The organism is Bradyrhizobium sp., from assembly GCF_049691595.1.
Taxonomy (GTDB): Bacteria; Pseudomonadota; Alphaproteobacteria; order Rhizobiales; family Xanthobacteraceae; genus Bradyrhizobium.
In genome coordinates this window covers 1-21,488 of sequence record NZ_JBAVNZ010000622.1, presented here as the reverse complement: position 1 = coordinate 21,488, position 21,488 = coordinate 1, and the positions used below count along the sequence as shown (strand labels likewise).

The 21,488-nt window shown below is 64.1% G+C and carries 17 protein-coding genes; 10 read left to right on the top strand and 7 right to left on the bottom strand.

Going from position 1 to position 21,488, the window contains the following annotated elements; translation table 11 throughout:
- Nucleotides 1-2,160 (top strand): transcription-repair coupling factor (mfd, locus tag WCE35_RS25050; protein WP_424595990.1); only part of this gene is annotated, 2,160 nt, incomplete at its 5' end.
- A gap of 111 nt (nt 2,161-2,271) precedes the next feature.
- Here the strand turns inward: mfd and WCE35_RS25045 are convergent.
- From WCE35_RS25045 to WCE35_RS25035, 3 genes are all read right to left on the bottom strand, one after another.
- Nucleotides 2,272-3,498, bottom strand: a complete 1,227-nt coding sequence (locus WCE35_RS25045) for a GGDEF domain-containing protein (protein WP_424595989.1) — start codon at nt 3,496-3,498, stop codon at nt 2,272-2,274.
- A gap of 89 nt (nt 3,499-3,587) precedes the next feature.
- Nucleotides 3,588-5,105 (bottom strand): AMP-binding protein, encoded by a 1,518-nt coding sequence (locus WCE35_RS25040; protein WP_424595988.1) that lies wholly within the window; start codon nt 5,103-5,105, stop codon nt 3,588-3,590.
- Nucleotides 5,105-6,967 carry an extracellular solute-binding protein gene (locus WCE35_RS25035; RefSeq protein WP_424595987.1) on the bottom strand — a complete coding sequence of 621 codons (1,863 nt, stop codon included), beginning with the start codon at nt 6,965-6,967 and terminating at the stop codon, nt 5,105-5,107. The genes WCE35_RS25040 and WCE35_RS25035 overlap by 1 nt, the downstream gene beginning before the upstream one ends.
- A gap of 228 nt (nt 6,968-7,195) precedes the next feature.
- On the opposite strand from WCE35_RS25035, the gene WCE35_RS25030 reads away from it, so the two are divergent.
- The gene (locus WCE35_RS25030; RefSeq protein WP_424595986.1) at nt 7,196-7,978 is read left to right on the top strand and encodes an invasion associated locus B family protein; all 783 of its coding nucleotides are present in this window, start codon (nt 7,196-7,198) and stop codon (nt 7,976-7,978) included.
- A gap of 198 nt (nt 7,979-8,176) precedes the next feature.
- On the opposite strand, the gene hspQ is transcribed toward WCE35_RS25030, so the two are convergent.
- Nucleotides 8,177-8,509, bottom strand: coding sequence for a heat shock protein HspQ (hspQ, locus tag WCE35_RS25025; RefSeq protein ID WP_324400064.1), 333 nt, complete (start codon nt 8,507-8,509; stop codon nt 8,177-8,179).
- A 115-nt stretch (nt 8,510-8,624) separates the two neighbouring features.
- Here hspQ and WCE35_RS25020 point away from each other — a divergent pair, with 115 nt between their 5' ends.
- Entirely contained in the window at nt 8,625-9,578 is a 954-nt protein-coding gene (locus WCE35_RS25020) for an AEC family transporter (RefSeq protein ID WP_424595985.1), read from the top strand.
- Here the strand turns inward: WCE35_RS25020 and WCE35_RS25015 are convergent.
- Nucleotides 9,529-10,773 (bottom strand): UbiH/UbiF family hydroxylase, encoded by a 1,245-nt coding sequence (locus tag WCE35_RS25015; protein WP_424595984.1) that lies wholly within the window; start codon nt 10,771-10,773, stop codon nt 9,529-9,531. The genes WCE35_RS25020 and WCE35_RS25015 overlap by 50 nt on opposite strands.
- A 151-nt stretch (nt 10,774-10,924) precedes the next feature.
- Here WCE35_RS25015 and pcsA point away from each other — a divergent pair, with 151 nt between their 5' ends.
- The 3 genes from pcsA to WCE35_RS25000 all read left to right on the top strand — a co-directional run bounded on the left by pcsA (nt 10,925) and on the right by WCE35_RS25000 (nt 13,503).
- Nucleotides 10,925-11,659, top strand: a complete 735-nt coding sequence (gene pcsA, locus WCE35_RS25010; RefSeq protein WP_424595983.1) for a phosphatidylcholine synthase — start codon at nt 10,925-10,927, stop codon at nt 11,657-11,659.
- Nucleotides 11,656-12,381, top strand: coding sequence for a TerC family protein (locus tag WCE35_RS25005; RefSeq protein WP_424595982.1), 726 nt, complete (start codon nt 11,656-11,658; stop codon nt 12,379-12,381). Before pcsA ends, WCE35_RS25005 begins: the two co-directional genes overlap by 4 nt.
- A 147-nt stretch (nt 12,382-12,528) precedes the next feature.
- A complete protein-coding gene (locus tag WCE35_RS25000) occupies nt 12,529-13,503 on the top strand; it encodes a quinone oxidoreductase family protein (RefSeq protein WP_424595981.1) in 975 nt (324 codons plus the stop codon).
- Nucleotides 13,504-13,590: 87 nt separating this feature from the next.
- Here WCE35_RS25000 and WCE35_RS24995 read toward each other — a convergent pair whose 3' ends face one another.
- Nucleotides 13,591-14,787 carry an acetylornithine transaminase gene (locus WCE35_RS24995; protein ID WP_424595980.1) on the bottom strand — a complete coding sequence of 399 codons (1,197 nt, stop codon included), beginning with the start codon at nt 14,785-14,787 and terminating at the stop codon, nt 13,591-13,593.
- A gap of 453 nt (nt 14,788-15,240) precedes the next feature.
- On the opposite strand from WCE35_RS24995, the gene WCE35_RS24990 reads away from it, so the two are divergent.
- Entirely contained in the window at nt 15,241-15,936 is a 696-nt protein-coding gene (locus WCE35_RS24990) for a VIT1/CCC1 transporter family protein (protein ID WP_424595979.1), read from the top strand.
- 8 nt (nt 15,937-15,944) lie between these two features.
- Here WCE35_RS24990 and rimO read toward each other — a convergent pair whose 3' ends face one another.
- On the bottom strand, nt 15,945-17,270 hold the full coding sequence (gene rimO, locus WCE35_RS24985; protein WP_424595978.1) for a 30S ribosomal protein S12 methylthiotransferase RimO: 1,326 nt from the start codon (nt 17,268-17,270) through the stop codon (nt 15,945-15,947).
- A 271-nt stretch (nt 17,271-17,541) separates the two neighbouring features.
- On the opposite strand from rimO, the gene WCE35_RS24980 reads away from it, so the two are divergent.
- The 3 genes from WCE35_RS24980 (at nt 17,542) to WCE35_RS24970 (ending at nt 21,424) form a co-directional block, all read left to right on the top strand.
- Nucleotides 17,542-18,132, top strand: a complete 591-nt coding sequence (locus WCE35_RS24980) for an ANTAR domain-containing response regulator (protein WP_424595977.1) — start codon at nt 17,542-17,544, stop codon at nt 18,130-18,132.
- Nucleotides 18,129-19,295 carry a CmpA/NrtA family ABC transporter substrate-binding protein gene (locus WCE35_RS24975; RefSeq protein WP_424595976.1) on the top strand — a complete coding sequence of 389 codons (1,167 nt, stop codon included), beginning with the start codon at nt 18,129-18,131 and terminating at the stop codon, nt 19,293-19,295. The genes WCE35_RS24980 and WCE35_RS24975 overlap by 4 nt, the downstream gene beginning before the upstream one ends.
- Nucleotides 19,296-19,645: 350 nt before the next feature.
- Nucleotides 19,646-21,424, top strand: coding sequence for a NirA family protein (locus WCE35_RS24970; protein ID WP_424595975.1), 1,779 nt, complete (start codon nt 19,646-19,648; stop codon nt 21,422-21,424).
- Nucleotides 21,425-21,488: the final 64 nt, after the last annotated feature.

Sequence of the window (21,488 nt, the reverse complement as noted above, 5' to 3'; positions counted from 1 at the left end):
GCCGTGGTCGGCATGGAATCCGGCTTCGAGACCGACGAATTCGCCGTCATCAGCGAGCAGGACATTTTGGGCGACCGCCTGGTGCGGCCGCGCAAATCGACCCGCAAGCTCGACAACTTCATCTCGGAAGTCACCAGCCTGTCGGCCGGCGATCTCGTGGTTCACGTCGAGCACGGCATCGGCCGTTTCATCGGCCTGCAGACGCTGGAAGTCGCCGGCGCGCCGCATGATTGTCTCGAACTGCATTATGCCGCCGAAACAAAACTGTTTCTGCCGGTCGAGAACATCGAGCTATTGTCGCGCTACGGTTCCGACCACGCCAATGTCGAACTGGACCGGCTGGGCGGCAGCGGCTGGCAGGCGCGCAAGGCAAAACTCAAGAACCGCATCCGCGAGATTGCCGGCGAATTGATCAAGATCGCGGCCGAGCGGCTTCTGCACGAGGCGCCGAAAATGCCGGTGCAGCCGCATGTCTATGACGAATTCTGCGCGCGTTTCCCCTATGAGGAGACCGAAGACCAGCTTGGCGCCATCAACGCCACGCTAAAGGACCTCGAGAGCGGCCGGCCGATGGACCGGCTGATCTGCGGCGACGTTGGCTTCGGCAAGACCGAGGTGGCATTGCGCGCGGCTTTCGCGGTTGCGCTCGACGGCAAGCAGGTCGCGGTGGTGGTGCCGACGACGCTGCTGGCGCGCCAGCACAGCAAGACCTTTGCCGACCGTTTTCGCGGCTTTCCCGTCAATGTCGCGCAGGCCTCGCGCCTGGTCGCGCCGAAGGAGCTGACGCAGGTCAAGAAGGGACTTGCCGAGGGCGGTATCGATATCGTGGTCGGCACCCACGCGCTGCTCGGAAAATCCATCAAGTTCAGGGATCTTGGCCTGTTGATCGTCGACGAGGAGCAGCATTTTGGCGTCAGCCACAAGGAGCGGCTGAAACAGTTGCGCGCGCAGGTGCACGTGCTGACGCTGAGCGCGACGCCGATTCCCCGAACGCTGCAACTGGCGCTGACGGGTGTGCGCGATCTCTCGATCATCGCCTCGCCGCCGGTCGATCGGCTGGCGGTGCGCACTTTCGTCGCGCCGCATGATCCCCTGATGATCCGCGAGGCGCTGCTGCGCGAGCGCTATCGCGGCGGGCAGGCATTCTATGTTGTTCCGCGAATCGAAGACCTCGCCGGAGTCAGGGATTTCCTCGACAAGAACGTGCCGGAAATGAAGGTCGCGGTCGCCCATGGGCAGATGCCGCCGACCGTGATCGAAGACATCATGTCGGCCTTCTACGACGGCAAATACGACATCCTGCTCTCGACCACGATCATCGAGTCCGGCCTCGATATCCCAACGGCGAACACGCTGATCGTGCACCGCGCCGACATGTTCGGGCTGGCGCAGCTCTATCAATTGCGCGGCCGGGTCGGGCGTTCGAAACTCCGCGCCTACGCGCTGTTCACATTGCCGGCGCAGCAGAAAATCACCGCCCAGGCCGAGCGGCGGCTGAAGGTGCTGCAATCGCTGGAAACATTGGGCGCCGGCTTCCAGCTCGCTTCCCACGACCTCGATATCCGAGGCGCCGGCAATCTGCTCGGCGAGGAACAGTCCGGCCACATCAAGGAGGTCGGTTTCGAGTTGTACCAGTCGATGCTGGAAGAGGCGATCCTCAACCTCAAGGCCGGCGTGGTGGAACCCGCCGCCGATCGCTGGTCGCCGCAGATCACGGTCGGCATGCCCGTGCTGATTCCGGAGGAGTATGTCAACGATCTCGCGGTGCGGCTGTCGCTGTATCGGCGCCTCGCCGATCTCGACACCGACGAGGAAATCGACAATTTCGCCGCGGAGATGCGCGACCGGTTCGGCGTGCTGCCGGACGAGGTCCGCTACCTGTTCAAGGTCGCCGCCATCAAGGCCTATTGCCGCCGTGCCAATGTCGAGAAGGTCGATGCCGGCCCCAAGGGCGCGGTGATCGCCTTCCGCGACAACAAATTCGCCGAGCCCGATCGTCTGGTCTATTTCATCCGCCAGCACGGCCAGGCGGCGCGGGTACGGCCGGACATGAAGGTGGTGTTCTTCCAGCAATGGAAGACGCCGGAAGCGCGGCTGATGGGGACGACCGAGATTTTGCGCCAGCTCGCCAATCTCGCGGAGGATAAGAAGGCGGCGTAGTGCTGCGGACTATCCCCGTCATTGCGAGCGAAGCGAAGCAATCCATGCCTCCACGAAAAAGAGAATGGATTGCGTCGTCGCTAACGCTCCTCGCAATGACGCGTTCTGGTTTCACGACGCCGCGCGACGGCTTTCGTCATGCAGCCGCGCCAGCAGCGACCTCGCGGAATCGTTCGGCATCAGCGTCGCCAGCGTCACCGCCGGCTCGGAGCGCGCGTCGCGTTTGCCGTGGCTGGTATGGCGCATCACGCTGGACAAGCGCCGCGCAATCATGTGCGCGGTTTTCAGGTCGGTCTCGGCGAACACGACCATGACCGATCCGTCCAGCTGGACGACGCCGAAATCCATCTGCCGCATCAGGCGGCTGATGATCCGCGCGCCATCGAACCGCGCGCGCGGATGCACGGGATCGAAGACGAAACGCGCCACCGACAAGCCGCCGCCGCGTTCCGCCGTATGATAAACGGCGGTGGCAAAATCGCGATCGAAGGCAGCCTTCGTGAGCAGGCCGGTCCGCGCGTCGATCAGGCCTTCGGCATCGAGCGCGTGCAGGGCGCGGCTCAAATGCGCTTCGAAAGCATGCTGGCGGATCAGCGGCAACGCGGTCGCCACGACTTGCGCGGGGTCTCCCGGGATGATTTCGAGGTTGGGCAGATCATGGGTTGGCGCCAGATTACCCGATGTCACCACAACAGGCAGATTGCGGAAGCGGGCGTCCTCGCTCAGCACCGTGAGAAAGGCGTCGATCACGCGCGGGCTAAAGCCTTCGCTCAAGACGATGCCGTCGATGTCGCGGGTGTTGAGATGCCGTGCCGCGGCCTCGATGCTGAGCGCCCCGACCATGCCGGTTCGCTCGCCGAGCGATACCGACAGCGTGGGATAGGTGCCACCACGGCCGATCAGCAATACGGTCGCGTCGCGGGCGGTCTCGATATCCGATAGTCCGATCGGTTTGGCGAGGACCAGCCGGCGCATCACGGTCGCATGCAAGGAGCGGATTCGCAGCGCCGAATTGAGGCGTGCCAGCAGCCGATCGGCGCGCCCCCGGGTTTGAAAAAACGGAATGGCGTTGTCGGGCAGCGCGATCAATGGATCGACTGATATCAATGGCAGATAGGGTTGGCGCGCGGCGACGAGCTTCGCCAGCGCGGCGAAACGCGCCTGATCGACTTCCGACATCGCCGCCAGCACCGCGGCCGGTTGGACCTGTTCGATGGCGCGCGGAGCATCCGCCCATTCGCTCTCGATCACCGGGAACAGCCTGGCTTCATCGAGCGCCAAAGCGAACGACGGCCGCCTGGCAGTCGATACGACGAGGATCGGGCCTTGCTGGGACATCGGAGCCACTCGGACCGGACGCGGAGGTACAGTGCGCGATCCTAGTTTGCCGGGCTTAATGCAGCGTCAACGGCAGCCGCTGATGCCGATCAAGGAGCGTTGGCGCGATCGCGAAACGCTTCCACCATCAAGGGGTTAAGCCCAAGTTCTGCCAGCGCTTCACGGGCGCGCGCGTTGTCCTGGGCACGTCCGGCCAGCCGGTGGCCGCTCAGGCGGTCGGGCAACGCCGTCAGCAGGGCGCCCTGTCCAAGACGCCTTGACCATTCCTGCAGATCCTGCGCCAGGAAACGATAGCCGCCAACCGCCATGATGCCGGAGGGCGGCGCGGTGATGTTGATGGCGCCGGTCGCGCGGTCGAGCCGCGCCGCATAGCCGGTATCAACAAAGTCGCGCGGCGGCGACGCGATCAGCGAGTCGCTCGGGGGTGGCGGCGGCGCATAGGCCGCGACCGGCACCATCGGTCCGCGCAACCCCAGCGTTCCCTTCGGCGTCAGCAGGATATCGCCGGCGATCGACGAACCCGGCAGTTCGCGCGGCGCGCCATGTGGTCCCGGCTTGATCGGAGCCCGCGATCCATCCGCGGCGGTACGGCGTGCGCCGAACAATCCGGCTTCGCCGAACAGATAAACGTCGGTCAAACGAGCCCGCCGCGCGGTCCAGAACGGGCTGGAGGCGACCTGTTCGGGGGCGCGCCAAAGACCGATGACATGGCGCAGGCTTGGCATTTTGGCCGAAAGATCCAGTTCGTCCAGCCGCAGGGCCAGTTGCGCCGGCGCAATCAGCGTATCGCAGGAATGTTCGTTGATCTGTTGCTCCAGCACCTCGTCATCGAACGGATGATGCAGCACCATCGTTCCGCCCGACAGCAGCCAGACCACCAGCGACGAGGTGAGGCCGGCGAACGACATCGGCGAAAAGGCCGACATCACGGTGGCGCCCTGCGGCATGTCGCTCTCGAGCGAAATCGCAAGGCCGCCGGCGATCAGGCCGAGATGGGCGCGCGGCACAGGACGAAAGCCGTCCTGGGTCAAATCGAAGGAAATCAGCGCCGCCTTGCGGCCGTCCTGGATCACCGCGCGCGCCGCGGTCGATTCCCTGATGATGGCCTGGTCGAGCGAGGCCATGCCTTCGGGCAGATCGTCGCCGAAGCCGCAGACATGGCGGATCGAAAACGCTTCGGCGGCGGCGTTCATGGCGAGGTCGGCATGAACGACACCGTCGACCCTGCTGGTGGTGACGATCGCCCGCGCCGCGGTGCGGTTGAGCGCCATGGTCAGTTCCGACTGCCGCCACAGCAGCGGAAGCGGCACGACCACCAATCCGGCGCGATATGCGGCCAGTATGGTGAGCGCGAATTCGATGGTATTCGGCAGTTGCACGGCGATGACGGAATTGGCCGGCAATCCGGATTCGATGAAGTGCGCGGCGAGCGCCGAGATCGCCCGGTCGGCCTGCGCAAAGGTGAGGCGCTTGCGCGGCTGGCCGGTGATGCGCGGCTTGTTGTGGGGATCGACCAGCGCCAGCGCATCCGGCCGGCGTGCCAGGACCCGTTTGAACAATCCATCGAGCGTGGGTGAAGCGGTGGGGTGGGTCACTTCAGTTGGCATCACTTCGGTTGGGGGTCCGGCTTCTGCCACCAGGTCTCCGGCAGATAGCCCGTCAACGCCGATGTCGCAGGTCGTTCTATCCGATTCCAGCGCGCAATCCATTGCTCTTGCGCGTTAAACAGCGGGATAGCGTAGAAGCCCGACATCAAGGTCCGGTCCAGTGCTCGCACCGCCGAAACGAAGGTCGGCCGCTCCCGCGCCTCCAAAAGCGCCGCGATCAGGGCATCGATGGCGGGGTCCTTCGCGCCCATATAGTTCCTTGTGCCGGGGGTATCGGCAGCCTGGCTGCCCCAATAGAAGGATTGCTCGTTGCCGGGCGACAGCGACTGATCCCAGCGGTTCTGGATCATGTCGAATTCGTAGCCAAGCCGGCGCTGATCGAACTGGACCGGATCGACCGCGCGCACCGTCGCCTCGATGCCGGCCCGCTTCAGGTCGCGGCCATAGGCGAGCGCGATCCGTTCCTGGTCGCGCGTCGTCACCAGGATTTCGAAGCTGAAGGGCGCCTTGGTCGCGCGCTGCCGCAGCACCGTGCCATCGAGATCGTAGCCGGCTTCCGACAGCAAGGTCAGCGCGCTGCGCAGCGTTGCGCGATCGCGGCCCGAGCCGTCGCTGACCGGGAGGCGGTAGCTGCCATCGAGAATGTCGGGCTGGATCTGCGCGGCGGACTGTTTCAGGAGTTCGCGCTCGCGATCATCGGCGGCCCTCGTGTAGGCCGACAGCTCCGATCCGGCGAAGAAGCTTGCGGTACGGGCATAGAGCCCGAAGAAATAATTGCGGTTGATCCACTCGAAATCGAACAGCAGCGTCAAAGCTTGCCGCACGCGGATGTCGGAAAACGCCGGCCGCCTTGTGTTGAAAACCAGAAACTCCGACGGCTGCGGCATTCCGGTCTTGATGGTATCGCGGATTACCTCGCCGTCGCGGGCGGCCGGAAAATCATAGCCTTCGTGCCAGCGCAGCGGCTCGTTCTCAACGCGAAAATCGTAGAGGCCGCGCTTGAACGCCTCAAATTGGCCATTGGCTTCACGATAGAAATCGAGCCTGATCTCGTCGAAATTCCACAGGCCGCGGCTGACGGGCAAGTCGCGGCCCCAATAATCGGGATTGCGCATCAGCGTCACGGTGGCGCCCGGCTTCACCGCGCTGACACGATAGGGCCCGGAGCCGATCGGTCCGGCCATGGTGGTTTCTTCGAATGTGGCGGGATCGACCGCATGCCGCGGCAAGACCGGCATCAGCCCAAGGATCAGCGGCAGCTCGCGGTCATTGGCGCCGCTGAGGTCAAAGCGCACCGAGAGCGGATCGGTCGCTTCGGCCTTGGCGACCTTGGAATAATACTGGCGGTGGTTCGGGCGGCCCTTGTCGCGCAGCAAGGCCCACGAAAACAGCACGTCGTCGGCGAGCACGGGCTTGCCATCGGAAAACCGCGCGCGGGGATCGAGATGGAAGGTGACATGACTTCTGGCGTCGTCGGTCTCGACGCTCCTGGCCAATAGCCCGTAGAGCGTGAACGCCTCGTCATTGCCGCGTGCCAACAGGCTCTCGACCACAAAACCCCTGATTTGCTGGACGGCGAGGCCGCGCACGATTAGGGGGTTGAGGCTGTCGAACGTGCCGAGGAGTCCCCAGACCAGCCGGCCGCCCTTCGGCGCATCTGGATTGGCGTAGGGCATATGGGTGAAACCGGCGGGCAGGGCGGGGGTGCCGTGCATGGCGATGGCGTGGCTTTCCGCGGCCCGCGGCTCGCTTGCGCCCGACAACGACGCAAGACCGAGCGCGAGGGCGAAACAGATGAGCGCACGAACGCGAACAGGCCCGACCACGAGGATGGCGCGGGAACTTGATTCGGAGCAACTCATCGGGAAATTTTATCACAGGTGTATCCATATCCGCCCGTGACGCACGCCAAAGATGCGTGCTGGCATTGATCTTTTCGTCCGCCGCTGTATTGAAGGCGGGCAATTGGCCAAGGCGGCAACGCCGGTCACGTATCCGCCTCAATTGACTAGGAGACAGCCGCCCAAACGGCTAGGTGTCGGCGCCCTGCAGCGGTTTCGGGCGCTCCCGTTCAGAAAGGGTTTTCCGCAATGATTTTCCGTATCTTGGCCGCGTCGGCCCTGCCGCGCGGGCGAATGTTCGCCTTGTTGGCGACGACGGCGTTGTGCGTCGCATCGCTCGTTCCCGGGGCGCAGGCCCAGCAGCCTGCGGCGCCGACGGCGGCGCCGAAGGCCAAAGCCGTCCCCCCCAAGGCCGCCCCCGCGGCACCGACGCCGGCCCAGCAGGCATCCCCGCCCGCAAATGGCTCACCCGCCGCGGCTGCCCAGCAGCCCCAGGAACAGCAGGTTCAGCTGATTTACGCCCCGTGGACGAAATTCTGCCTCAAGGGGCAGGACGCCGGCGCCAAGCAGGTGTGCTTCACCGGCAAGGATGGCCGCATCGAGTCCGGTCAGCCCGTGATCGCCGCCGTCATCATCGAGCCCGAAGGCGAGCCGAAGAAGATTTTGCGGGTGACGCTCCCGCTCGGCATGCAGCTCGTGCACGGCACCCGCATCATCGTCGACGCCAACGCGCCGCAGCAGAGCCCCTATGTGATCTGCTTCGCCAACGGTTGCATGTCCGACTATGAGGCGACGCCGGAATTGCTCGCCAACATGAAGAAAGGCCAGAACCTCGTGGTCCAGGCGATCAATTCCAACGGTGCGCCGCTGACGCTGCCGTTGCCGCTGGCCAACGAGTTTGCCAAGGCCTATGACGGCCCGCCGACCGATCCGAAGGTATTCGAGGAAACCCAGAAGAAGCTGCAGGAAGAGCTGCAGAAGCGCGCGGAAGAGGCGCGCAAGAAGCTGGAGGCCAATCCAGCCGCGAAGTAAGCAGGCTTTGCGGAAAAACAAAAAGGCGTCCTGATCGGACGCCTTTTTTCTTTCCTGGAACGGTAGCTGGCGTTCCCCGGATGCTGCGCAGCGCTCTTGCGACGCGCTGCTGATCCGGGGTCCATCGCTTCACGAGGGTGTGGGTCCCGGCTCTGCGGAGCAGCGTGAAGGACGCTGCACCGCGTCCGGGACACGAGATCAATTCAGCGACGGATTGCGCGGGCGGTAGCCGCCCGACTTGTCCTTCACAAAGATCTCGGCGACTTGCGAATGCCGGATCGGTTCGCCGGAATCGTCGGGCAACAGGTTCTGTTCGGACACGTAGGCGACGTATTCCGATTCCGAATTTTCCGCGAGCAAATGATAGAACGGCTGATCCTTGTGAGGCCGCACCTCTTCGGGGATCGACAACCACCATTCCTCGGTATTGTTGAATTCCGGATCGATGTCGAAAATCACGCCCCGGAACGAGAAGATCCGGTGGCGGACGATCTGGCCGATCTGAAACTTGGCGGTACGCGCTTTTATCATAGCTCGTCGAATAGACCATGATTGTGGCTGATGCTAGGGGCAAACGGACGAATTAACCTCCGGTTCGGCCGCCCAATCCGGCGGCGGAAGCCGAAAACGCAGACCAGCTTGCCGCATGACCGATATCCTCAATCTGGCGCTGCCCTATTTCGGCTTGATCTTCATCGGCTTCGCCTGCGGCAAGGCCAAGGGCCTGCCGGAATCGGGCCTCGCCTGGATGAACTTTTTCCTGCTCTACGTGTCGCTGCCGGCGCTGTTGTTCGGCATCATGTCCAGGACACCATTCTCGGAACTCAACAACCCGCCATTCCTGATCGCCACCACCCTTGGAACCGCAAGCGCCTTTGTCCTCGCCATGGGGGCAGGCCGGTTCATCGGCCGGCTGTCGCTGCGCGAGGTGACGCTGGCGGGGCTGTCCGGCGCCTATGGCAATATCGGCTATATGGGCCCCGGTCTCGCGCTGGCTGTGCTCGGCACCAAGGCGGCCGCGCCGACCGCGCTGATCTTCTGCTGCGACAGTATTTTCCTGTTCTCGATCGTGCCGCTGTTGATCGAACTGACCGATCGCGACCATCCGTCGCCGTTGCATGGGCTTGGGGTGGTGGCGCGGCAGATCGTGCTAAACCCGCTGATCATGTCGGCTTGCGCCGGCGCGCTGGCCGCTTCGCTGCACCTTCAACTGCCGGTCGCGATCGACAGGACCCTTTCGTTTCTGCAAAACGCGGCCGCGCCGACCGCGCTGTTCGTGCTCGGCGTCACCGTGGCGCTGCGGCCGTTCGACCGGGTGCCGTGGGAAGTGCCCGGCGTGATCGCGGTCAAGCTTCTGGTCCATCCGCTCGTCGTTTTCGGCCTGATGCTGCTGTTCGGACCGTTTGCGCAGCCATGGGCCGCGACCGCGGTGCTGATGGCGGCGCTGCCGCCGGCGCTGAACGTGTTCGTGATCGCGCGGCAGAACGAGGCCTGGATCGAGCCGGCCTCGGTCGCGGTGCTGATCGGGACTTTTGCCTCGGTCGTCACCCTCACCAGCGTGATGTGGTTGATCCAGAGCGGGCGACTGGTGTTTCCTTGAGAATCCAGCTCGCGCGGCGCCATGACGGCGCAAGCCCCTCGCGCATGACGAGGCGGCGCAGCGGGCCGATCGCGCCGATCAGATGCAGGCCGGCGGCGCGGAGCGCCTGCACGGGCAGGAAATCGCTGAGCAACGAGCGGTTGGCGAGATCGATCGCCAACATCCGGCTCAAGACGTCGGCGCGCCGGGCCGACTGGTAGCGCGCCAGAACCTGCGGCGCGCCGGGGTCTTCCCCCAACGACATCGCTTTGGCGACGATATCGGCGATGTCGGCGGCATCGCGCAGCCCCATGTTCAGGCCCTGGGCGCCGATCGGCGGCAGCACATGGGCGGATTCGCCGACCAGCGCGATGCGATGTTTGGCAAATTGCCGGGGCTGCTCGATGGACAGCGGAAACAGGTGCCGTCCGGGCTCGACCTGGACGCGGCCGAGAATGGAATGCGATTGCTTCTCGGCGGCCTCGGACAAGTGATCATCGCTCAACGCCATCAGCCGTTCGGCTTCGCCGGTTGCCGAAACCCACACCACGCTGCAGCGATTGCCGGGCAGGGGGACGAACACGCAAGGACCCTGCGTCGTGTGAAACTCGGTCGAGATATTCTGGTGTGGCCGCGCGTGCGCAATATTGAAGGTCAACGCCGATTGCCCGAGTTCGCGGCGCTTCACAGCGATGCCCGCGGCCTCGCGGCACAGCGACTGCCGCCCATCGGCGCCGATCACCAGCCGCGCCGACAGCAGATCGCCCTGCCGGGTGCGTATGGCGACGGTCGCGTCTTCCGGACCGATCGTTCCGGCCTCATCGTCGAACCGCGTCAGGCCGGAGATTTCGGTCGCGCGTTGCTCCAGCGCTGCGATCAGCGAGCGGTTGTCGATGTTGTAGCCGAATTGATCGAGGCCGATTTCGCCCGACGAAAACCGCACCTCCGGGGCGCGGATCAGCCGGTCGGTGTCATCGACGAGCCGCATGGTCCGCAAAGCCGCCGCCGCGTCGCGGCAGCGCGGCCAGACACCCAGTCGATCGAGAACGTCGACCGACGCACCCAAAAGTGCCGTGGTGCGATTGTCGGCATAGGGTACGCGGCGGGCGAGCAGCGCGGTCCTTGCGCCGGCTTCCGCGAGCGCGATCGCGGCGGTCAACCCGGCGGGACCGCCGCCAATGACGGCGACGTCATAAACTTGCGACGCATCGCTCATGCCGGGACAATTGACGTTCCCGGCGGCGTTTTCAAGTCATTAAGCGGCCAGGATGTTTCAAGCGGCCAGGATGTTTCCACGGTTTTGCGCGGCCGAACGCCGCAAGCGCGGATATGCAAATCGGGGCGATTCCTGATAGCACTGCCAGCCAATGGAGCAGAATAGCCAGCCAGTTTCGACCTCGGTACCCCAGCGCATGCGGGCGGCCGCGTTCTCCGTGCATATCTTCACGGCGATGGGCGGGGGCGTCGCCCTGATCGCGATGCTGGAGGCCGTGCGCGAGCATTGGGCCAGTATGTTCGGCTGGCTCGGCGTGGCGCTCATCATCGACGCCATCGACGGTCCGATCGCGCGCCGGCTCGATGTGATGCGGCTGCAGCCGAACTGGTCGGGCGAGGTGCTCGATCTCGTGGTCGATTTCGTAACTTATGTTTTCGTTCCCGCTTATGCGATCACCTCGAGCGGCCGGCTGCTGCCGATGGCGGCGCCGCTGCTCGGTATCGGCATCGTGGTATCGGGTGCGCTCTATTTCGCCGACCGGCGCATGAAAGCGGCCGACAATCATTTTCGCGGATTTCCGGCGCTGTGGAACGCGGCGGCGTTTTATCTGTTCCTGCTGCATCTTCCACCGGCACTATCCAGCCTTGGCATCGCCATTCTGATCGTGCTGACCTTCGTGCCATTCCATGTGCTGCACCCGCTCCGGGTGGTGCGGCTGCGCTGGCTGACCTTGTGGATGCTCGCCGCCTGGGCCGTGCTGGCGGTATATGCGCTGGCCCGCGACTTCGACGTCGGCATCCCCATCGTCGCCGTACTTTGCGCCATCGCTGCCTATATCGTCGGAAGCGATGCCGCGATCCGGCTGATAAGAACATTCAAGGCATGATCGAATTACTGACCAGCGCGGAAGCCTGGGCAGCGTTGCTGACGCTGACGGCGCTGGAAATCGTGCTCGGCATCGACAATGTCATCTTCCTGTCGGTGATCGTGTCGCGCATCCCGCCAGAGCAGGCCAGGCGGGCGCGGCAGATCGGACTGCTGCTGGCGCTGGTGTTCCGCATCCTGCTGCTCAGCCTGCTGGTCTGGCTGATCGGGCTGACCGAGCCGGTCCTGACGGTCAGGGGTTTTGCATTGTCGTGGCGCGACATCATCCTGATCGGCGGCGGGCTGTTCCTGATCGGCAAGGCGACCCACGAGATTCATGCCGAGGTCGAGGCCCGCGACGCCGCGCCTGACGCAGCGCCCAATGCCAGCGCGTTCTTCTGGGTGATCGTCCAGATCATCGTCATCGATATGGTGTTCTCGCTGGACTCGATCATCACCGCGATCGGCATGGTGCAGGACATCGAAATCATGATCGCGGCGGTCGTGATCGCCTGCCTGATCATGTATGTCTCGTCCGGTCCGGTGGCGCGGTTCGTGGCGGAGCATCCAACCACCAAAATGCTGGCGCTGGCGTTTCTGGTGCTGATCGGCGTGGCGCTGGTGGCGGATGGTTTCAAATTCCATATCCCGCGCGGCTACATCTATTTCGCCATCGCGTTTTCGGCCGCCGTCGAGCTGTTCAACGTGCTCGCCCGGCGCAACCGCAGAAAGGCCGCGAATTAACCGGTTTCAGCTCCGCGAGTTTCAGCTCCGCGAGTTTCAGTTCCGCGAGTTGACAACGCGGCCTCGATGGCCTTCGCTCCGCGTTCAAGGGAATGCCAAGGGAATGCCAAGGGGATTGCCAAGAAAGTATCGAGGGAGAACGCTGCCATGACCAAGGCCGTGCGGGTGCACAAGGTGGGGGGCCCGGAAGTTCTGGTGTATGAGGATGTCGCGGTGGCCGCGCCGGGGCCGGGCGAGGTCCGCATCCGCCAGTACGCCGTCGGCCTGAACTTCATCGACGTGTATTTCCGCACCGGCCTCTACAAGGCGCCGGGGCTGCCGTTCATCGTCGGCAACGAGGCCGCGGGCGAGGTCGTGGCGGTCGGACCGGGCGTCACCAATTTTCACCCCGGCGATCGCGTCGCCTATTATTATAGTCTCGGAGGCTACGCCTCGGAGCGGACTATCCCCGCGGACAAGCTGGTCAAGCTGCCCGACCACATCACCTATGAGCAGGGCGCGGTGCTGATGCTCAAGGGGCTGACGGTCTGGTACCTCCTGCACAAGACCTTCAAGGTCGAGCATGGACACCGGGTGCTGATCCACGCCGCCGCCGGCGGCATCGGCCTGCTCGCCTGCCAATGGGCGAAGGCGCTTGGCGCGCACGTCATCGGCACCGTCGGCTCCAAGGCAAAAGCCGATCTGGCGCTCGCCAATGGCTGCGATCACGTCATCCTCTACAATGAGGAGGATTTTGTCGCCCGCGTCAAACAGATCAGCCGCAACGAGCTCTGCGACGTCGTCTATGACGGCGTCGGCAAGACCACGTTCCCGGGCTCGCTGTCGTGTCTCAGGCCGCGCGGCCTGTTCGTGAGTTTTGGCAACGCCTCCGGCCCGGTGCCGCCGTTCCCGCTCTCCGAGCTCAACAATCACGGCTCGCTGTTTGCCACGCGTCCCAAGCTCAACGACTATGTCAGCACCCGCAAGGAACTGCTCGAGGGCGCCGACACCCTGTTCGCCGCCGTGATCAACGGCCGGCTGCACGTGCCGATCAATCACGCCTACGCGCTGAAAGACGCTGCGAAAGCGCATGCCGAGCTCGAGGGCAGGGCGACGACCGGGGCGGCGATCTTGCGGCCGTGAGGCCAGCCGTCATTGCGCGCTTCGTCGCTTCCGCCTTCGCTCGTTGAGCCACGGCGGACAGGTCTCTCCCCGCAATGACGCTCGAGGCTACGCCACGCGCCGCGCCGCGCCGGCCTTGGTCAGGATCGCATCGAGGCAATCGATCATCGCCGATATCTCGTCGCGGGCGATGTTGAGCGCCGGCATGAACCGCAGCGCGTCGGGCTGCGGCGAATTGAGCAGCACGCCGGCCGCGAATGCCTGCGCGACGATGGCGGCGCCGACCGGCAGTTTGAGATCGAGCGCCAGCAACAGCCCGCTGCCGCGAACCTCGCCAAGCCCATGCCGCGCCGAGAGCCGCTGCAACTCGCTTTCGAGAAACACGCCGGCATCGGCCGCCGATTTCAGGAATTCTGGCGTGCTGACATGTTGGAGCACGGCGAGGCCCGCGGCGCACATCAGGGGATTGCCGTTGAAGGTTCCGCCCTGATCGCCGTGTTCGAAGCAGCAGGCGTGTTCGGTCGCCAGCAGCGCGGCCAGCGGCACGCCGCCGCCGATCCCCTTGCCGAGCGTCATGATGTCGGGCTCGATTCCGGCATGTTGGTAGTGGAACAGCTTGCCGGTCCGGCCCATGCCGGTCTGGATCTCGTCGACGATCAGCAGCAGGCCATGCTCGCTGGTCAGCGCCCGCAATTCCCGCAGGAATTGATCAGTCGCCGGCCAGACGCCGGCCTCGCCCTGGATCGGCTCCAGCATCACGGCGACCGTGTTGTCGGAAATCAATCGCCTGACCGAGTCGAGATCGTTCAGACGTGCTTTCCGAAAGCCCGGCACCTTGGGCTCGAACAGCGGCTCAAAGGCTTTCTTGCCCGACGCCGACATGGTCGCCAGCGTGCGGCCGTGAAAGCCGCCCTCGAAGGTGATGATCTCATAAGCGCCGTTCTTGTGGAGAGCGCCATATTTGCGCGCGAGTTTGATGGCGCCTTCATTGGCTTCCGCGCCTGAATTGGCAAAGAACACCTGGTCGAAACAACTCTTTTCCACCAGCGCCTTTGCCAGTTTCAGGCTGGGCTCGTTGTAAAAGGCGGGGCTTGGCGTCAGCAGCAATCTCGCCTGCGCGGCGAGCGCGTCCACCACGATCTCAGGCGAATGGCCGAGGCAGTTCACCGCCCAACCCTGCATGAAGTCGAGATAGCGCTTGCCGCTGTCATCCCAAAGCCAGGCGCCTTCGCCCCTGACGAAGACGGTTGGCGGCCGCGCGGTGATGTCCATCAGCGCGTCGAACGGATGGGTGGCGTTGGTCATGTCGAACTCCCTGGGCAGGTTGGGTGAAAAAGGCGGGCCGAAACGCAAGAAGGCCGCACGTTGCGGGTGCGGCCTTCTCGAAAACGTTGCTGAGCTAGCTGTTCAGCGTTGTCGTCGGACACGGCGCGACCCATCATCGTCGCTCGAGCGACGACGGAAAGTGGCGCGGCGGTTGGTCCGGTTCAGGCTCATGGCGCCGGCTCATACAGCCGAAGGGCAGGCCGTGTCAAGGGTGCGCAAAATCGGACGTCGTTCCAATCTGACGTTTCGCTTTGTCGGTCAGCTTTTGCTGTCCATCTGCGCCGCTTCAGGCGAAGGCTGGCGACGCTCATGCCGTTTCGCGCTGCGCGGCCCGTGCGCGGGCAGTCTTGATCCATGTCATGCGTTGGATGCAGGAGCCGGACTAAGAGATGCAGTCCGTTCTGCCTGCTTCAGCCTGAGCAAGGATCTCCCATGCCCGCCGTCCCCCATGTCGAGAAGCACTTCACCGCATCCGAGAGCGTTCGCGATGTGGTTATCGGGATGGCCGATGGGTTGACCGTCCCGTTCGCGCTTGCAGCCGGTCTTTCAGCGGCGGTCAGTTCGTCGAGCGTCGTCGTGACGGCAGGCCTGGCGGAAGTTGCGGCCGGGGCGATCGCGATGGGACTTGGCGGATATCTTGCCGCACGTACCGACATCGAGCATTACGATTCAGAGACCGCGCGCGAGCGTTACGAGATTGAGCACCTTCGCGGCCGGGAAGTGCAGGAGGTTGAGACGATTTTCAAGGATTATGGACTTTCGGGTCCGAACCTGACAGCCGTGGTCGATGCCGTCACGTCGGACCCGAAGCGGTGGGTCGAGTTCATGATGCGTTTTGAATTGGGCCTGGAGCGTCCCGATCCACGCCGGGCTCCGGTCAGCGCGCTCACCATCGGCGCGTCGTACATGGTCGGCGGCCTCATTCCGCTCGTGCCTTACATGCTGACACCAAGCCTGCAGCAGGGGTTGCAGATTTCGATCGTCACGACGGGGCTCGCGCTTGCCATTTTCGGTGCGGTCAAAGGGCAGTTCACCGGAGTGAGCAAGTTCAAGTCAGCGTTTCAGACGCTGCTCGTGGGTGGGCTCGCCGCAGGCGCGGCTTTCGCGCTCGCCCGTGCGTTCGGGTGATGCGAGCGCTAAAATCCCGCGACGCTGCCGTGAAGATCGTATTGGTCCGCGCGTTCGATCTTCGCGGTGACGATTTCGCCGACACGTAAGGGGCGGCGACTCGAAAGATAGACCGCGCCATCGATCTCGGGCGCATCGGCCCTGGAACGGCCTTTTGCGACGGTCGGGCCGATCTCGTCGATGATGACTGGCTGGCGCGTCCCGACCTTGCGCTTCAACCGCCGCGCGGAAATCTTTTGCTGCCGCGCCATCAGCGCATTCCAGCGCTCCTGCTTGATCTCATCGGGCACGGCACCGGGAAGCGCGTTCGACGCGGCGCCCGCGACCGGTTCGTATTTGAAGCAGCCGACCCGGTCGATCCCGGCCTCCTCGAGCCAGTCGAGCAGATAGGCGAAATCGGCATCGGTTTCGCCAGGGAAGCCGACGATGAAGGTGGAGCGCAGTGTCAGCTCCGGGCACTGCTCGCGCCACTTTTTGATCCGCGCCAGCGTCCTGTCCTGCGCCGCCGGCCGCTTCATGGCTTTGAGGATTTCCGGGCTCGCGTGCTGGAAGGGGATGTCAAGGTAGGGCAACACCTTGCCCTCGGTCATCAGGCCAATGACATCATCGACATGCGGGTAGGGGTAGACATATTGCAACCGTACCCAGGCGCCGAGCTCGCCGAGCTCTTTGGCGAGGTCAAAGAATTTGGCGCGGACTTCGCGATCCCTCCACGGCGACTGCGCATATTTGAGGTCAACGCCATAGGCCGAGGTATCCTGCGAGATGACCAGCAACTCCTTGACGCCGGCACTCACCAGCTTCTCGGCCTCACGCAGCACGTCGCCCGCCGGCCGCGACACCAGATCGCCGCGCAGTTTCGGGATGATGCAGAAGCTGCAGCGGTTGTTGCAGCCTTCGGAAATCTTCAAATAGGCGTAGTGGCGCGGCGTCAGTTTCACGCCCTGCGGCGGCACCAGGTCGAGATGCGGGTTGTGCAGCGGCGGCAGCGCGCGGTGCACGGCGTCGAGCACGCTTTCATATTGCTGCGGGCCGGTGATCGAGAGCACGCCGGGATAGGCTTTCTCGATCTGCTCGGGCTCGGCGCCCATGCAGCCGGTGACGATCACCTTGCCGTTCTCGGCCATCGCCTCGCCGATCGCGCCGAGCGATTCCTTTTTCGCGCTGTCGAGGAAGCCGCAGGTATTGACGATGACGAGATCGGCGCCGTCGTGCTTGCGCGCCAGTTCATAACCCTCGGCGCGCAGGCGAGTGATGATGCGCTCGGAATCCACCAGCGCCTTGGGACACCCCAGGGAGACAAAGCTGACTTTGGGCGCGGCGGCCTGTTGCATGTTCGATTTGCCTCGTGTCCCGGCTCTAACATTCGCATCCCGTTGCGGCAGGCTCTTTGCGAATGTTAGAGCCGGAGGGACACGAGCAAAAAATAACTCCAGTGCGGCTCTGGATTTGACATTCGCCAGAGGACTCGCGGAGCCCCAGGGGCGAATGTCAAATCCACCGCACTGGTTGATCGGCAGGAGCTAGTCCCAATTGCCTCTAATTACAAGGCTTTGTGCTGGCTTCCCGCGTGCTATGAATGGGCGGCCGGAACACGAGTGATCGATGGGCGCCGAGTCGTCTCCAAAAATCGTCATCGTCGACGAAAGCCCGATCCGTGCCGCGATCCTGGAGGAGGGGCTGCGGGAGGCGGGCTTTACCGGCGTCGTCCATATCCGCGAGATGCAGAGCCTGTTGGCGCGGATCTATGCGCTCGATCCCGACGTCATCCTGATCGATCTGGAAAATCCCAGCCGCGACGTGCTGGAACAGATGTTCCAGGTCAGCCGCGCCGTGCGCCGGCCAATCGCCATGTTCGTCGATCAGAGCGACGCCGCCTCGATCCAGGCTTCCGTCGAGGCCGGCGTGTCGGCCTATATCGTCGATGGCCTCAGGAAAGAACGCATCAAGCCGATTCTGGACCTCTGCATCTCGCGCTTCAACGCCTTCGCAAAACTGCAGGACGAACTCGACCGCACCAAATCCGCGCTCGAGGAGCGCAAGGTGATCGACCGCGCCAAGGGCATCCTGATGAAACTGAAGGGCCTGACCGAAGACGAGGCCTATGTGTTGCTGCGCTCGACTGCGATGCGCGAGAAAAAGAAGATCGGCGAGATCGCCCAGTCGATCCTGACCGCGTCGGAGTTGCTGAAATGACGACACCTCTTCGCATCGGCTTCATTCCGCTGGTCGATGCCGCCGCGCTGATCGTCGCCGTGGACAGGGGGTTTGCCGCCGCCGAAGGGCTCGATGTCACGCTGGTGCGGGAGGTGTCGTGGTCGAACGTCCGCGACAAGCTCAATATCGGCCTGTTCGATGCCGCGCATCTGCTGGCACCGGTCGCCATCGCCTCGAGTCTCGGAATCGGTCACGTCCGGGTGCCGATCGTGGCGCCGTTCAATCTCGGGCTGAACGGCAACGCCATCACGGTGTCGTCGGCGCTGCACGCCGCGATCATGGAGGAGCTTGACGGCGACCGCTTCGATCCGATGGCAACCGCGCTGGCGCTGGCGCGCGTGGTCGCCAAACGGCGCAGAAACGGCGCGGAGCTTCTGACGTTCGGCATGACGTTTCCGTTTTCGACCCATAACTACCAGCTTCGATTCTGGATGGCCGCGGGCGGGGTCGATCCGGACGAAGACGTTCGTCTCGTGGTGCTGCCGCCGCCCTACATGGTGGACAGTCTTGCGAGCGGGCACGTCGATGCGTTCTGCGTCGGCGCGCCCTGGAATTCGGTCGCGGTCGATTCCGGCGTCGGCCATATCCTGCATTTTGTGGCCGACATTCTGGTCCGCGCCGTCGAAAAAGTGCTTGCCCTCCGACAAGACTGGTCCGAGAAAAACCCCGACGTGCGGGCGGCGCTGATCCGCGCGCACATCCGCGCCGCCGAATTCATCGAAGCGCCGCAGAACCGGCCGGAAGTCGCGCGCATCCTGGCCCGGCCCGAGCGCATCGGGGTCGATGCCAGCGTCATCCAGCGCACCCTCGATGGCCGCATGAAGATCTCCCCCGATGGCACCACGCGCGAAAGCAGCCGCTATCTGCTGGTCGGCAGGGAAGGCGCGGCGCGGCCCGATCCCGTGCAGGCCGCCTGGCTTTACGCGCAGATGGTGCGGTGGGGGCAGACGGCGCTGCGTCCGGAGGCGCTGAAGACCGCGACGGGCGTATTCAGGCCCGACCTTTACGACGCTGCGTCAGCGCGGCCGGAAAACCCCGTGCATGCGTCCGATGCCATCGGCGCCTTCGCCGGTCCCGCGTTCGATCCGAACGATATCCAGGGGCATCTGGCGGCGTTCAGGATCGGGCACTGGAAAGCCTGAGCAGGGCGCCGTGAGGCGACGTTAGGCACCGGCCCGGACAGGCTAAATTTTAGGCGGGCTGCCCGGAATGTGCTGCGAAACCGTCTGAGAGTTTTATCGGTAATCTAATAACCAATTGATATAAAACGATATTCTATACGACTCGATGTGGCACACAACTTGAATGTTGCAGTGCAGCCAGCCGTCGCAGATGCCTGCTGGCCAATATCCCAGATGGATTTCCGCAGCAACGAAGCTGGACCGTCTCCTGGAAACAAGCCCGGTACGCCGGCCGAGCCGATCTCCCAGGCGGTCACATTCCATTTCCGTTGACGCCACCGACCGTGGCCGCAGGAGCTTCGTCGCACGCCATGAAAATCGAAACGCTCCCAGTCGACTTTACCGACGAGCAGAAACGCTACCTCGAAGGTTTTGCTACCGGTCTGCAGATCAGCAGGGTTGGGCGCGGCGGCGGCAGCGCCGGCAAAGCCGACACCGAACCGAGCGGGCCCGACGCCGCGCACATCAAGGCGCAGGACAAGGTGATCGCGTCCGGCAGAAAACTCGCCGACCAGGAAAAGTTCAAACGCGAACAGCATCCGTTCGACGCCTATCCGCGGCTGAAGCAGCAGGCGATCGACAATGCGCCGCCGTCGCCGGCGGATAATTTCCGCTGGCGCTATTTTGGCCTGTTCTATGTCGCGCCGGCGCAGGATTCCTACATGTGCCGGTTGCGGATTCCGAACGGCATTCTCACGCACTGGCAGTTCGCCGGGATGGCCGATCTCGCCGAGCGCCTGTGCGGGCCGTTCTGCCATGTCACCACCCGCGCCAATCTGCAGTTGCGGGAAATTCCGCCCAGGCACGCGGTGGCGCTGATCGAGGCCATTCAGGATCTCGGCCTGTGCTCGCGCGGCGCCGGCGCCGACAACATCCGCAATGTCACGGGCACCCCGACCGCCGGGATCGACCCGCAGGAACTGCTCGACACCAGGCCATACGCGCGCGAATGGCACTATCACATCCTCAATGACCGCTCGCTGACCGGACTGCCGCGCAAATTCAACGTCGCCTTCGACGGCGCCGGCAAGATCGCAGTGCTGGAGGACACCAACGACATCGCCTTCGCCGCGGTCGAGGTCAAGGACGGTTTCGGTATCGAGCCCGGAATCTGGTTTCGGCTGGGCATCGGCGGCATCACCGGCCACAAGGATTTTGCCAAAGACACCGGCATCATCGTCAAGCCGGCGGAGGCCACCAAGGTGGCCGACGCTATCGTGCGCGTGTTCATCGAGACAGGCGACCGCACCAACCGGCTGAAGGCACGACTGAAATACGTGATCGACGGGATCGGCCTGGAAAAATTCCTTGTGCTGGTCGAGGAAAAGCTCGGCCATGCCCTTACCCGCGTGGCGTGCGAGGCGCTCGCGCCACGCCCGGCCTTCGATCGCATGGCGCATATCGGCGTGCACAGGCAGAAGCAGGATGGCCTGAACTGGATCGGCGTTTCGCTGCCGCTCGGCAAGCTGACCTGCGATCAGATGCGCGGGCTGGCCAAAATCGCCCGGGACCTCGGCGACGGCGAGATCCGCCTGACCGTCTGGCAGAACCTTCTCATTCCGAGCGTGCGCGACCAGAATGTCGAACTCGCGGCGGCCGCGATCAAGTCGATCGGGCTGGCGGTGGAGGCCACGCAAATCCGCGCCGGGCTGATCGCCTGCACCGGCAATGCCGGCTGTAAATTCGCAGCCGCCGATACCAAGCGCCACGCCGCCGAGATCGGCGACTGGTGCGAGCCGCGGGTCAATATCGACACGCCGCTCAACATCCATCTGACCGGCTGCCACCATTCCTGCGCGCAGCATTACATCAGCGACATCGGACTGATCGCCGCGAAAGTGCCGGTCGGAGAGGAGGACACGGTCGAGGGCTATCATCTGTTTGCCGGCGGCGGCTTTGGTCCGGACGCCGATATCGGGCAGGAGGTCTATCGCGACCTCAGGGCCGAGAACGCGCCGAAGACCGTCGAGAAATTGCTCAAGGCCTATCTCGCGCACCGGGCTTCGCCCGATGAGACCTTCCTGACTTTCGCGCGCCGCCATGATGGCGAGACGCTGCGCAGGCTTGCCGACGCCGAGATGTCCGCATGAACCAGATCACGCCGCCGCCCAAAATCGAGATCATCCCCCCGAGCGCTCCGTTCTCCGAGGCGCA